Source organism: Klenkia taihuensis (assembly GCF_900112525.1).
Taxonomy (GTDB): Bacteria; Actinomycetota; Actinomycetes; order Mycobacteriales; family Geodermatophilaceae; genus Klenkia; species Klenkia taihuensis.
The window spans coordinates 307,562-320,418 of the sequence record NZ_FOMD01000002.1; the positions used below are offsets into that span (position 1 = coordinate 307,562).

The 12,857-nt window shown below is 75.6% G+C and carries 11 protein-coding genes; 4 read left to right on the forward strand and 7 right to left on the reverse strand.

What is annotated here, in order from left to right:
- The first annotated feature begins 228 nt into the window (after positions 1-228).
- Positions 229-1,995: a DEAD/DEAH box helicase gene (locus BM158_RS09395; RefSeq protein WP_229827726.1), complete on the forward strand. Its 1,767-nt coding sequence runs from the start codon at positions 229-231 to the stop codon at positions 1,993-1,995.
- On the opposite strand, the gene BM158_RS09400 is transcribed toward BM158_RS09395, so the two are convergent.
- The 5 genes from BM158_RS09400 to BM158_RS09420 all read right to left on the reverse strand — a co-directional run bounded on the left by BM158_RS09400 (position 1,992) and on the right by BM158_RS09420 (position 8,158).
- Positions 1,992-2,483 carry a cupin domain-containing protein gene (locus BM158_RS09400; protein WP_091557095.1) on the reverse strand — a complete coding sequence of 164 codons (492 nt, stop codon included), beginning with the start codon at positions 2,481-2,483 and terminating at the stop codon, positions 1,992-1,994. The genes BM158_RS09395 and BM158_RS09400 overlap by 4 nt on opposite strands.
- 4 nt (positions 2,484-2,487) lie before the next feature.
- The gene (locus BM158_RS09405; RefSeq protein WP_091557098.1) at positions 2,488-3,066 is read right to left on the reverse strand and encodes a DapH/DapD/GlmU-related protein; all 579 of its coding nucleotides are present in this window, start codon (positions 3,064-3,066) and stop codon (positions 2,488-2,490) included.
- The gene (locus BM158_RS09410) at positions 3,063-5,954 is read right to left on the reverse strand and encodes a helix-turn-helix transcriptional regulator (protein ID WP_091557101.1); all 2,892 of its coding nucleotides are present in this window, start codon (positions 5,952-5,954) and stop codon (positions 3,063-3,065) included. The genes BM158_RS09405 and BM158_RS09410 overlap by 4 nt, the downstream gene beginning before the upstream one ends.
- Positions 5,955-6,217: 263 nt before the next feature.
- The gene (locus BM158_RS09415; RefSeq protein ID WP_091557104.1) at positions 6,218-7,504 is read right to left on the reverse strand and encodes an MFS transporter; all 1,287 of its coding nucleotides are present in this window, start codon (positions 7,502-7,504) and stop codon (positions 6,218-6,220) included.
- An 81-nt stretch (positions 7,505-7,585) separates the two neighbouring features.
- A complete protein-coding gene (locus BM158_RS09420; protein WP_091557109.1) occupies positions 7,586-8,158 on the reverse strand; it encodes a DUF7282 domain-containing protein in 573 nt (190 codons plus the stop codon).
- Positions 8,159-8,253: 95 nt separating this feature from the next.
- Between BM158_RS09420 and BM158_RS09425 the strand changes: the two genes are divergently transcribed.
- Positions 8,254-9,729, forward strand: coding sequence for a glucose-6-phosphate dehydrogenase (locus tag BM158_RS09425; RefSeq protein ID WP_091557113.1), 1,476 nt, complete (start codon positions 8,254-8,256; stop codon positions 9,727-9,729).
- 207 nt (positions 9,730-9,936) lie between these two features.
- On the opposite strand, the gene BM158_RS09430 is transcribed toward BM158_RS09425, so the two are convergent.
- Positions 9,937-10,689: an LURP-one-related family protein gene (locus BM158_RS09430; protein ID WP_091557117.1), complete on the reverse strand. Its 753-nt coding sequence runs from the start codon at positions 10,687-10,689 to the stop codon at positions 9,937-9,939.
- Between the two features lie 32 nt (positions 10,690-10,721).
- On the opposite strand from BM158_RS09430, the gene BM158_RS09435 reads away from it, so the two are divergent.
- Both BM158_RS09435 and BM158_RS09440 read left to right on the forward strand, forming a co-directional pair.
- Positions 10,722-11,987, forward strand: a complete 1,266-nt coding sequence (locus tag BM158_RS09435) for an ArgE/DapE family deacylase (protein WP_091558639.1) — start codon at positions 10,722-10,724, stop codon at positions 11,985-11,987.
- On the forward strand, positions 11,984-12,607 hold the full coding sequence (locus tag BM158_RS09440) for an HD domain-containing protein (RefSeq protein WP_091557120.1): 624 nt from the start codon (positions 11,984-11,986) through the stop codon (positions 12,605-12,607). Before BM158_RS09435 ends, BM158_RS09440 begins: the two co-directional genes overlap by 4 nt.
- Here the strand turns inward: BM158_RS09440 and BM158_RS09445 are convergent.
- Positions 12,564-12,848 (reverse strand): DUF4031 domain-containing protein, encoded by a 285-nt coding sequence (locus tag BM158_RS09445; RefSeq protein ID WP_091557124.1) that lies wholly within the window; start codon positions 12,846-12,848, stop codon positions 12,564-12,566. The genes BM158_RS09440 and BM158_RS09445 overlap by 44 nt on opposite strands.
- Between the last annotated feature and the right edge of the window lie 9 nt (positions 12,849-12,857).

Sequence of the window (12,857 nt, forward strand, 5' to 3'; positions counted from 1 at the left end):
AGCCGAGCCGGGTGACCACCGCAGTCGTGCGCTCGGTGACGGCACGCGGGGCGGGTGGGACGGAACGGTCCGACGCGGGCGAGACGTGGACCACACCCGCGCGGAGATCATCCGCGAATGCCCAGCTCAACGGCCCGTCGACAGGGCCTCTACACGACTGCGGGCGGCACGCGAAGGGGAACCCGGCCTGGGCGTGTCGCCTCCGCGTGGGTCACGATGGACGACGCCATGGCCTCCCCCGCACCGATGTACGCAGCCGGCGCACGCCCCCTCCGCGCGTGGCAGCAGGAGGCCCTCGAGCGCTACGAGGAGACCTCCCCCAAGGACTTCCTGGTCACCGCGACCCCGGGTGCGGGCAAGACCACCTTCGCCCTCACCCTGGCCGCCCGGCTGCTGCAGCGCCGCGAGGTCGCGCGCGTCGTCGTCGTCGCCCCGACCGACCACCTGCGGCTGCAGTGGGCCGACGCCGCCGACCGCGCCGGCATCGTGCTGGACCCCGGCCTGACCAACGCCGTCGGCCCGGTCCGCGCCGGCACCCAGGGCTACGTGACCACCTACGCCCAGGTCGCGGGCAAGCCGATGCTGCACGCGGCCCGGGCCACCGCGGTCAAGACCCTGGTCGTCCTCGACGAGATCCACCACGCCGGCGACGGCCTGTCCTGGGGCGAGGCCGTGGCCGACGCCTTCGGCATGGTCGCCCGCCGGCTGTGCCTGACCGGGACCCCGTTCCGCACCAAGGTCGACGAGCGCATCCCCTTCGTCCGGTACGAGGAGGACACCTTCGAGGCCGACGACGGCGAGCGCGGCGTCGGCCTGGCCTCCCGCGCCGACTACACCTACGGGTACAAGGAGGCGCTGGCCGACAGCGTCGTCCGTCCCGTGGTGTTCGCCGCCTACACCGGTACCGCACGCTGGCGGAACTCCGCCGGCGAGGTGGTCGCCGCCTCCCTCACCGAGGCCGGCACCAAGAGCGTCGAGATGGCCGCCTGGCGCACCGTGCTGGACCCCAAGGGCCAGTGGGTGCCGCACGTCATCGCCGCCATGGACGAGCGGATCACCCACCTGCGCGAGCACGGCATGCCCGACGCCGCCGGCCTCGTGCTCGCCTCCGACCAGGACGACGCACGCGCCTACGCCCGCATCGTCCGCCGGATCACCGGCAAGGCCCCAGAGCTCATCCTCTCCGACGACCCCAAGGCGTCGAAGAAGATCGAGCGGTTCGCCACCGGCTCGGCCCGCATCGCCGTCTGCGTGCGCATGGTGTCCGAGGGCGTCGACATCCCCCGCGCCGCCGTCCTGGCCTGGATGACCTCCTACCGCACCCCGCTGTTCTTCGCGCAGGCCGTCGGCCGCGTCGTGCGCGCCCGCGACCCGCAGGAGTCCGCGACGGTCTTCCTGCCCGCCGTCCGGCCGCTGCTGGCGTTGGCGGCGTCGATGGAGGAGCAGCGCAACCACGTCATGCCGCCGCCGCGGAAGACCGAGGAGGACCTCGAGGAGCTCGACCTGCCGCCGCGCGAGCCGCGCGAGGGGGCGCTCTCCCAGCACGAGATGCTCGAGGCCGACGCCCGGTTCGCCCACGTCCTGCACGGCGGCACCGCGCACACCGGCGCCGGCAACCGGCCGACCGCGCTGGCCGCCGAGGACGAGGAGTTCGTCGGCATCCCCGGCCTGCTGACCCCCGAGCAGACCGCCGAGCTGCTGGCCAAGCGGGACGACGAGCTCCGGCTGCGGATCGCGGCCAGCCACAAGCACGACGACGGCGACTTCATGCTGGTCGAGGACCACCCCGACGAGCACGAGACCAACGGCTGGCGCGACGCCGCCGAGCTGCGCCGGGAGATCAACCGGCTGGTCTCCCGGGTGTCGGCGAAGACCTCGACCCCGCACGCGGTGGTGCACACCCAGCTGCGCCAGTCCGTGCCGGGGCCGCCGTCGGCCAGCGCGTCGGTCGACGTCCTGCGCATGCGCCGGGAGCGCCTCCGCACGATGCTCTAGCCCGGGATGCGGACCTCGGACCAGTCCAGACCGTCGAGGTTGACGACCACCGCCTCCTGGGTGGTGCGGGCGATCACGACGACCGCCTCCACCTCGGGGTCGGGGTTCTCCTCGCGGTGCGGCACCCACGGCGGCACGAAGACGTAGTCGCCGGGTGCGGTCTGCACCACCCGCTCCACCGGCTCGTCGCCCTCGACGTCGAGGAACACGAAGCGCGGGGTGCCCGACACGACGTAGATCGCGGTCTCGGAGTCGCCGTGGTGGTGGTTGCCCGAGCTGGTCGCCCCCGGCACGTGCGTCTGGCCCATCCAGAGGTGGCGCGCCCCGACCGTCGCGCCGCTGATCGCCTCCCGGCGGCGCATCCCCGACGTCTGGGCGGTGTCGCCCACCAGCCCGGACGGCGCCACGTGGTGCAGCCCGCGGTGGAACGGGTCGACGGAGGCGGGGACGAGCACCCCGCTCGGGCTGCGGACGACGTCGTCGGTCATGCGCTCACCCTGCGGGCCGCCGGCCCCGTGCGCCAGGGGCGGGCACCGCCTCCGGGGGCACCACCACCGCGCCGGCCGGGACGTCGGAGCGCACCACCGCGCCGGCGCCCACCACCGCGCCGTCGCCGACCCGCACCGGGCCGACCACCACGGCCCCGGCACCCAGCCGCACGCGGTCGCCGATCACCGGCTGGCCGCGGCCGGTGTGCCCCACGGTGACGCCCTGGTTGACCCAGCAGTCCTCCCCCACCGACGACGCGGTGAGCACCGTCGACCAGCCGTGCTCCACGAACAGGCCCGGGCCCACGTGGGGCGCGCCGATGTGCAGCGAGGCCAGTGGCGGGTACGCCCGGCGCAGCAGCCAGCGCAGGGCCCGCGGCAGCGGGGTGAGCCGGTAGTGCACCACCGAGCGGAACTCGGGGTGGTGCACCACCAGCCGGCCGAACCGGGCCCGCGGCGACAGCGCCGCCCAGGCCGGCCGCGGCAGGCACTCGGCGAACCGCTCCGCGTCGCGGCGCAGGTAGGGGCCGGCCTCCGCCCGCTCGACCAGCCACCACAGCGGCGCGGTCAGCACCCGGCTCACGGCAGCAGCCCGCGCTCGGCGGCCACCGCGACCGCCTCGGTGCGCCCGGAGACGCCGAGCTTGGCCAGCACCCGCGACAGGTGCACCGACACCGTCTTCTCGCTGATGAACAGCTCGGCACCGATCTGCCGGTTGGTCAGGCCCGCGGCGACCCGGCCGAGCACCTCGGCCTCCCGCGGGGTGAACACCGCCGCCGGGTCGGCCGGCCGGGCGCCGCCCGCGCCGAGGTCGAGCCGGCCGCGCCGGGCCAGTGCCTCGACCCGGGTGCGCAGCGGGACCGCACCCAGCGCGACGGCGGCCTCGTGCGCGGCCCGCAGCCGCTGCGCCGCCGGCTCCCGCTCGCCCGCGGCCAGCAGCGCGGCCCCCTCCCGCCACCGGCAACGGGCCTGCTCCCACACCTGGCGCGGCCCGAACGCCGCGCCCGCCCCCGCCCACGCGGCGGCGTCGTCCCGCCCGTGCAGCCGGGCCACCTCGGCGGCCAGCCGCAGCGCCCAGGCCCGGCCCTCGCCCTCCACCTCGCCGACGTGCTCGGCGAACAGCTCCTGCGCCTGCCGGGCCTGGTCCACCAGCCGCTCCCCGGCCGCCACCCAGCGCAGCGCCGTCTCCTCGTCGCCGGGCACCCGGGCTGCGGCCGCGGCGTCCGCCACCGGCCCGAGGGCGACCGCGGCCAGCCGGACGGCGACCAGGAAGTCCACCGGCCAGATCTCGCGCAGCCGCCGGACGGTGCGCTCGGCGACCGCCACGGCGGCGGTCGCGTCCTGGCGCCACGCGGCCAGCTCGATGCCGGCGCTGCCCGACGACAGCACCAGCGCGGCGTGGCCCAGCCGGTCCCCGACGGCCCACGCCTGCTCCACCTGCTCGGCCACGTCGGCACCCCGCCCGATCGCCACGTGCAGCCCGGCCACCCGCACGTGCGCGGCGGTGTCGGGCACCCGGACGAGCTCGTCGGCGGTGGCCCGCGCGTCGTCCCACCGGCCCGCGTGGAACTGGGCGAGCACCCGCAGGTAGCGCAGCTCGGCGGCGTAGAAGCTCCAGCCCGCGCCCCGCGCGGCCGCCCGGTCCAGGGCCGGGCCGGCGTGGGCCACCGCCGCCGCCAGGTCACCGGACTCGTAGGCGAGCGTGGCCAGGTTGAACGCCGCCCGCAGCTCCACGTCGAGGTCGCCGGCCCGCCGGGCGCGCTCCAGCGCCTCGGTGAGGTCCGCGGTGCGGGCGGCCGGGTCGCCCTCCTCGGTCATCCGGGCCAGCGAGATCATCGTGTCCGACCAGGCGCTCTCCAACCCCAGTCGCTCGGCGCCGGCCAGCGCCTCCCGGGCCGCGTCGCGCGCGACGGCGTCGCCGCCGCCGACGCTCCAGGCGGTGCGGGCCCGCGTCGTGGTGGCCCACACCCGGTCGGCGGTCAGCGGGTGCGCCGGGATCAGGTCCAGCGCCGCGGTGCTGGCCTCGACGGCACCGGGCAGGTCGTCGACCCGGATCAGGGCCTGGGCCAGCGTGTACTGCACCCGGCCGGCGAGGTGCGGGTCGGCGGGGGCCAGGTCGCGGGCCGAGCGCAGCAGCGCGATGCCCCGGTGCAGCTCCCCCGCGGCCCGGGCGGCCGCCGCGGCGCGCAGCAGCAGGCCCACCTCGCCGTCGGGCACCCCGGCGTGCCGGTCGGGCACCGCCGGCCACAGCGTGAGCGCCGCCTCCAGCTGCTGCAGCGCCTCGGCCGGGGCACCGACCGCGCCGGCCTCGTCGGCGGCGGTCAGCGCGGCGTCGAAGGCGCCGGGCAGGTCGTTGCTCTCCCGCGCGTGGTGCGCGAGCTCCGCTGCGGTGCCGGTGCCGTCGGCGCGCAGCCGGGCGGCCACCGCGGCGTGCACCCGGGTGCGCTCGCCGGGCAGCAGGTCGGCCAGCACCGCCTCCCGGAGCAGGGCGTGCCGGAACCGCAGCCGGCCGCCGGGGTCGACCACCAGCACGTGCCGGTGCACCGCCTCGGCGAGGGCGGCGTCGAGCTCGGCGTCGGGGAGGCCGGCCACCGCGGCGAGCAGGTCGTGCCGCACCCGGCGGCCGACGACCGCGGCCACGCGGAGCACCTGCTGCGCGGCCGGGCCCAGCTCCTCGACCCGGCCCAGCAGCACCTCCGACAGCGCCCAGGGCAGCTCGCCGCCCCGGCTGCCGGCGGCCAGCAGCTCCTCGGCGTAGAAGGCGTTGCCCTCGGCGCGGGCCACGACGTCGTCGACCAGCCGCTCGGGGACGCCGCCCGCGCCGGCGGCGACCGCGCGCACCAGCGCGGCCAGGTCGGGGTCGGGCAGCGGCGGCAGGTCGAGCCGCTCGACACCGGGCAGCCGGACCAGCTCGGCCAGCAGCGGGCGCAGCGGGTGGCGGCGGTGCAGGTCGTCGCTGCGGTAGCTGGCCACCACCAGCACGGGCTCGGCCACCAGCCGGGTGAGCAGGTAGCGCAGCAGGTCGCGGCTGGACCGGTCGGCCCAGTGCAGGTCCTCCAGCACCACCAGCAGCGGCTGCCGTGCCGCCAGCTCACCCAGCAGCGCGGCCACGGCCTCGAACAGCGGCAGCCGCCCGGCCTCGGCCGGGGCGGCACCCGGTGCACCCAGCAGCGGGACCAGGGCCGGGTGCCCGGCCGGCAGCTCCTCGCGCAGCGGGCGGAGCAGGTCGACGAAGGGCAGGTAGGGCAGACCGACGTCGCCGAGGTCCAGGCAGTGGCCGGTGAGCACCCGCACCCCGCGCTCGCGGGCCACCTCGCCGGCGGCGGTGAGCAACCGGCTCTTGCCGACCCCGGCGTCCCCGGCGACCAGCACCGCCGACGGCCGGCCCGCACGGGCGCGCTCGACGTGCTCGGTCAGCCGGGCGAGCTCCGCGTCCCGGCCGACGAGCGGGACCTCCACCCACTGCGGCACGTCCGGGATCGTGGCACGCCCCTCCGACACGGCTCAGCGGCGCCTGAAGGGCCACCGGCCCCGCTCCGGGCGCCGCCGGCGGGCGGCGCGCGCCAGCTGCTCGCGTCGGTAGGCCAGCTCGGCCTCGGCTCCCGGTCCCCAGACGGCGTCCACGGTGTCCTCCTCGTCATCGGTGTGCGATGACGACCACGCTCGGCCTGAGGGGGCCGGCCCGGCATCGGGAGGTCACGTCGTCCCGGGCGCCGGCCGGGCCTGAGGGCACCTCAGCGCAGCTCGGTGCCCTTCGTCTCGCGCAGGGTGAGGATGACGCCGAACGCGATGGCGGCGGCCACGGCGACGTAGACGAAGAAGAACACCGGGTGCCCCGCGTCGGACAGCGCGGTGATGACCAGCGGTGCGGTCCCGCCGAACAGCGCGACCGTGAGGTTGTACCAGGAGCCGATGCCGGTGGCCCGCAGCTCGGTCGGGAACAGCTCGCTCATCACCGCCGGCGCCAGCGACGCCATCATCGCGTAGAGGCCGAGGCCCACGCAGAACACGACGACCAGCGAGAACAGGTTGTCCTGCACGAGGAAGGACAGCGGCACGGTCAGGACCGCCATCGCCCCCGACCAGACCAGCATCTGCGGCTTGCGGCCGATGCGGTCGGACAGGGCGCCGAAGGGGTAGCAGAGCGCGACGAACAGGGCCGTGCCGATGGACAGCGCGATGAACACGTCGTTGCCGTCGGCGCCGCGGAAGTTGATCGCGAACGGGGTCAGCGCGCTGAAGAACGTGTAGTAGGACAGCGTCGACAGCAGCGTGAACGCGCACAGCTGCAGCACCGCCCGCGGGTGGTGCCGGATGGTCTGCATGAGCGGGTTCTTCGTCGCCCGCGCCTTGACCGCGTTCTCCTCGAACTGGTCGGTCTCCACCAGCGAGCGGCGCAGCCACATGCCGACGAAGCCGAGCAGCCCGCCCACGGCGAAGGCGATCCGCCAGCCGTAGGACTGCAGCTGGTCCTCGTCGAGCACGCTGGTCAGCAGCACGCCCATCAGCGAGGCGGCCAGCAGCGCGGTGCCGGTCGAGATGTAGAAGAAGGCGGAGTACCGGCCCCGGCGGGACGGCGGGGCGATCTCGGCCAGGTAGGCCGAGGCGTTGGAGACCTCGCCGCCGAGCGACATGCCCTGGGCGATGCGGGCCAGCAGCAGCAGGATGGGCGCGAGCCAGCCGACGGCGTCGTAGGTGGGCAGCACGGCGATGACCAGCGAGCCGCCGGCCATCAGCAGGATGGTCACCAGCATGCCGGCCTTGCGGCCCTTGAGGTCGGCGAACCGGCCCAGCACGTAGCCGCCCAGCGGCCGGAAGAAGAAGGCCAGCGCGTACGTCGAGGTGGCCCCGATCAACGACAGCGCCGCGTTCTCGCTGGGGAAGAACTGGCCGGCGAAGTACACGACGAAGGTCGCGTAGACGGTCCAGTCGAACCACTCGACGGCGTTGCCGATGCTGGCCGAGACCAGGGTCTTGACCGGCAGCTTGTGCTCGGCCTCGCGTGCGACGGTGTGGGTCACGGGGTCTCCCGTCGGAGCGGCGCTGGGACCCGCGTCACGTTAGCGATCACGATCCCAGCGCGCTCACCGGGCCCGCACAGCTCAGCCGAGCCGGTAGTCCGCGTCGTCGTCGACCACGTCGTCCCCGTCGTCCTCGTCGTCGTCGCCGTCCTGGGGCTCGGCGACGGTGACGTCACCGCTGGAGAAGCTGCCGTCGCCGTCGGTGTCGGCGTACAGCGTCGCGGTGATCTCGGTGCCGTCGTCGTCACCGGTGGCGGCCGGCACCGGGGTGCCCAGGTCGACCCGGACGTCGGTGGTGGTGCCGGCGGGGACCTCGGCCGAGCCGAGCACCTGGCCGGCGCCGGACCGGTCGTCGTCGTCCGGCGAGACGACGACGAAGCCGTCCTCCAGCGCGGTGACCGACGCGACCTGCACCGACGAGCCGTCCCCGGACTGGTCCTCGAGCTGGACCGCGGCCGCCGCGGAGCTGCCGCCACCGGCGGCGTCCGGCGAGGACGACGGGGACGACGAGGACGACGAGGACGACGAGGCCCCGCCGGTGGTCGTCCCGGCCGTCGAGGCGGCGCCCCTCACGTCGTCGTCGGACCCGCAGGCGGGCAGGACGACGAGGGCGGTGGCGGCGGGCAGGGCGAGGAGCAGGCGGCGTGCGGTCATGGCAGCACCGTGCCCGGCGCAGGTGGGAACCGCAGGAGGAGGGGATGAGAGCCGTCTCATCCGGATTCACAGGCATGTGTCCAGGTCGACGGGGCATGCACGTGGGAGACCCGCGCGACGAGAGGACCACCGTGCCCGACAACGGGACCACCGACACCGACCTGCCCCCCACGATCTTCGTGCTCTACGGGGCCACCGGCGACCTCGCCCGGCGGATGGTGCTGCCGGCCTTCTACCAGCTCGCCCAGTACGGACTGCTGCCCCAGGAGTGGCGGCTGGTCGGCAACGGCCGCGGCGACGTGTCGCACGAGGACTTCCAGGGCCGGGTGCACGACGCGCTCACCGAGTTCGGCCCCAAGCCCGAGGACGGGCCGTGGGACGAGTTCGTGGGGAACCTCCGCTTCGCCGGCGGCGGGTTCGACGAGACCGACCCGGGCAGCCTCCTGGACGTCCTGGAGGAGACCAAGCAGGAGATGGGCGGGGACCCCCAGCACGTGCACTACCTCGCCGTCCCGCCCACGGCCTTCGAGAAGCTGACCAAGGGCCTGCAGGAGCACGGCCTGACCGAGGGCTCCCGGGTGGTCTACGAGAAGCCCTACGGCACCAGCCCGGACTCCTTCCGCGAGCTCGACGAGCTGGTGCTGTCGGTGCTGGACGAGGAGCAGGTCTTCCGGATCGACCACTTCCTGGGCAAGGAGGGCACCCAGGACCTGCACGTGCTGCGCTTCGCCAACGGCCTGTTCGAGCACGTCTGGGACCGCGAGCACGTGCAGCAGGTGCAGATCGACGTCCCCGAGACCCTGGACGTCGCCCAGCGCGCCGAGTTCTACGACGCCACCGGCGCCACCCTGGACATGCTGGTCACCCACCTGTTCCAGGTCGCCGCCGAGGTCGCCATGGAGCCGCCGGTCGACCTGTCCCCGGCGTCGCTGCAGGAGGCCCGCGAGTCCGTGCTCGCCGCCTTCCGGCCGCTGGCCGCGGAGGACGTCGTCCTCGGCCAGTTCGAGGGCTACACCGACATCGAGGGCGTCCCCGACGACTCGACCACCGACACCTTCGTCGCCGCGCGGCTGTGGGTGGACACCGACCGGTGGCACGGCGTCCCGTTCCTGCTGCGCACGGGCAAGAAGCTGGCCGCCTCCGAGCAGAAGGTGTCCCTGGTGCTGCGCAAGCCCGACGGGCCGGTCACCCACGTGCCCGAGCACGGCAACGTGATCACCCTGTCGCTGTCCGGGGCCGGCGCCCTCGACCTGGACTTCGTGGCCAAGAAGCCCGGGCCGCAGCTCGAGCTCACCCAGACCCGCACCACGCTCGACCTGGCCGACATCGAGGGCGGCACCCCGCTGCCGCCCTACGTGTCGCTCATCCACGACGTGGTCACCGGCGATCGCTCGCTGTTCACCACCAGCGACGGCCTGGCCAAGGCGTGGGCGACGGTGGAGCCGCTGCTCGACGACCGGCCCGGGGTGCAGCCCTACGCCGCCGGCTCGTGGGGGCCGGCCGCGGCCAACGAGCTGGCCGCCCCCTGCGGGTGGCTGCTGGGCCAGACCGGGGAGACCGACGAGCAGTAGCCCGGCACGACGAAGGCCCCCTCCCGGACGGGAGGGGGCCTTCGTCGTGCGGTGCAGCAGTACGGGTCCGAGCCGGACGCTGGTCGCCTCGCGGCGAGTTGCGCATCCGGGGCTCCAGCCTCGAAAGAGCGGTATTCCCCGGCGGCAGTTATCCAGTGGAGCCCGGGGACACAGGTCGCCCGGCCCGGACGTCGTCCACCGTACGCCTCACCCGAAGCCGCGGTCGTCCTGCTTCAGCGCCGTGTCGACGGTCAGCGCGCTGGCCAGCACCAACGACGCGAGCGGGTCCTCCAGCCGGCGGTGCACCTGCACGGCGTAGTTGTCCGCGGTGGTGAACATCGTCCGGGCCAGGCCCTCCCAGGTCTTGGTGATCCGGGCGACCTCGGTGCCGGTGTGGTCGGTGATCGCGAAGTCCCACGCCCGCCAGTTCTCCGCCTGGATCGCCCCCGCCAGCTGACCGCCGACCACCAGGTCGAAGCGGATCCTGCCGAACGCGTTGGCCTGCACGATCTCCCCCACCGGCTCGCCGGAGGCCCGGGACACCTGCACCCGGGACTTCACGAGCTTGGCGGGCCGGACGAGCACCAGCACCACGCCGGTGGCGTCGCGGACCTCGAGCCGGTGGGTGAGGAACTGGTCGATGGAGGAGACGAACCGCAGCGCCTTCTTCGCCGTCGACTGGCCCACCTGGACCACGGCGCCGATCTGCTGGCCGTTGCCGTCGCTGACCGTGTACTCGTTGCTCAGCTCGATCAGCTTCGTCCGCTGGGAGACCACCAGCACGGGCTGCTCGAGCAGGATCGACCGGCCCTGCTGGTGCTGCGGCTGCTGGTACCGCGGCCGCTGGGGCGGGGCCGGCTGCTGCAGGTGCCCGGTCCAGGCCTGGCCGTCCCACCAGCGGGTGGCCGGGCTGCCGGCGGGGTCGGGGTACCAGCCCGGGGGCGGCGGCGGAGCGGTCATGGCCGGTGAACCTAGTGCGCTTGACTGTGCCGGTGGCCGACCTGACCGACACCGAGGCCCGCGTCCTGGACGCCGTCGACGAGGCCTGGGCGCTCGACCGGCTGCGCGAGCTGGTCGCCGTCCCCTCGGTCGGCGGCACCGTGGCGGAGTCCGAGGCCCAGCACCTCGTCGCCGGCTGGCTGGCCGACCTCGGCGCCGACACCGACGTGTGGGCGATCGACCTGGTCGCCGCGGCCACCGCGCCCGACGCCCCCGGCCAGGAGGTCGTGCGGGAGGAGGCGTGGGGCGTCGTCGGCACCCTGGGCGGGGACGGCGAGCCCGGCCTGGTGCTCTGCGGGCACACCGACGTCGTCCCGCCCGGCGACCCCGAGCTGTGGGGCGGCGACCCGTTCACCCCCCGGCTCGCCGACGGCGTGCTGCACGGCCGCGGCACCTGCGACATGAAGGGCGGCCTGGTCGCCGCGCTGGCCGCCGCCCGCGCGGTCGCCGCGTCGGGGGTGGCCCTGGCCCGGCCGCTGGCGGTGCACAGCGTCGTCGGCGAGGAGGACGGCGGGCTGGGGGCCTGGGCCACGCTGCAGCGGGGGCACCGCGGCGCCGCGTGCGTCGTCCCCGAACCCACCGCCGGGTCGGTGATGACCGCCAACGCCGGCGCCCTGACCTTCCGGCTCACCGTCACCGGCCTCGCCGCCCACGGCGCGATGCGCGACCAGGGGGTCAGCGCGGTCGAGCTGTTCGGCGAGCTGCACACCGCGCTGCGCGCCTTCGAGGCGACCCGGCAGTCCGACGTCGACCGGTTCGCCGGCACCGCGCTGCCCTACGGCCTGTCCATCGGCACGGTGCACGCCGGCGACTGGTCCTCCTCCGTGCCCGACCGGCTGGTCGCCGAGGGCCGCTACGGCGTGCGGGTCGACGAGCCGGTGGAGACCGCCCGCGAGCTGCTCGAGGCCGCCGTCGCCGGGTTCTGCGCCGGCCACCCGTGGCTGGCCGAGCACCCGGTGCGGGTCGAGTGGGTGGGCGGCAGCTTCGCCAGCGGCCGGCTGCCGCAGGGCTCGCCGCTGCTGCCCGCCGTCCAGCGGGCCGTCGTCGACGCCGGGCGGCCCCGCCCCGCCGAGCGGTACGTCCCGGCCGGCACCGACCTGCGGCTCTACGCCGCCGCCGGGGTGCCCACGCTGCACTACGGCCCCGGCGACCTGGCGCTGGCGCACGGCCCGCGCGAGCAGGTGCCGCTGGCCGACGTCGTGCACGTGGCCCGGGTGCTCGCGCTCACCGCGCTGCGGCAGTGCACGGTGGAGGCATGACCGTCCAGTTCGAGGACTTCGCTGCCCTGACCGAGGACTCCCCCACCGCCCGCACCGAGTGGGCCGCGGTCGTCGACGCCTGGGGCGAGGACCACCGCCGCTACCACGACCTGGCGCACCTGGCCGCCGTCCTCGGGGTGGCCGGGCAGCTGGCCGGGCACGCCACCGACCCCGCGGCAGTCGCCCTGGCCGCCTGGTACCACGACGTCGTCTACGACCCCACCGCCGCGGACAACGAGGAGCTCAGCGCGCAGCGGGCGCAGGCCGGGCTGCGCGGGCTGGTCCCCGAGGACCGGCTGGCGGAGGTGGTCCGGCTGGTGCGGCTGACCGCCGGCCACGACCCGGCCGACGACGACGCCGACGGCGCGGTGCTCTGCGACGCCGACCTCGCGGTGCTCGCCTCCCCCGCGCAGGCCTACGCCGGCTACGCCTCCGCCGTCCGGGAGGAGTACGGGCACCTGGACGACGCCACGTTCACCGCCGGCCGGATCGGCGTCCTGGAGTCGTTGCTGGCGCTGCCCCGGCTCTACCGGACGCCGACGGCGCAGCCCTGGGAGGCCCCGGCGCGGGCCAACCTCAGTGCGGAGCTGCAGCTGCTCCGCGCCCGTGCGGCTTCCTGAGCCCCGCCCCCCGCAGCCGGGCCAGCAGCTCCCGGCAGCCCACCGGCTCCGCGCCCGCGGCGACCGCGACGGCGTGCAGCTCCTCGGGGACGTCGTAGTGGTCGCCCTGGAACGCCCGCCGCGGGATGCCGAGCTCGGCGGCGACGAAGGCGTGCAGCTCGTCGTAGGAGACGTCGCTGACCAGGTGCGACCACAGCCGGCCGCGCCAGGGCCAGACGGGGGTGTCGATCAGCACGGCCACGGTCGACAG

Excerpts from the sequence above, each read along its gene's own strand:
- BM158_RS09425 (WP_091557113.1), top strand. The coding sequence starts at position 8,254 with ATGCACGTGGGAGACCCGCGCGACGAGAGGACCACCGTGCCCGACAAC.
- BM158_RS09400 (WP_091557095.1), bottom strand. The coding sequence starts at position 2,483 with ATGACCGACGACGTCGTCCGCAGCCCGAGCGGGGTGCTCGTCCCCGCC.
- BM158_RS09420 (WP_091557109.1), bottom strand. The coding sequence starts at position 8,158 with ATGACCGCACGCCGCCTGCTCCTCGCCCTGCCCGCCGCCACCGCCCTC.
- BM158_RS09430 (WP_091557117.1), bottom strand. The coding sequence starts at position 10,689 with ATGACCGCTCCGCCGCCGCCCCCGGGCTGGTACCCCGACCCCGCCGGC.
- BM158_RS09395 (WP_229827726.1), top strand. The coding sequence starts at position 229 with ATGGCCTCCCCCGCACCGATGTACGCAGCCGGCGCACGCCCCCTCCGC.
- BM158_RS09440 (WP_091557120.1), top strand. The coding sequence starts at position 11,984 with ATGACCGTCCAGTTCGAGGACTTCGCTGCCCTGACCGAGGACTCCCCC.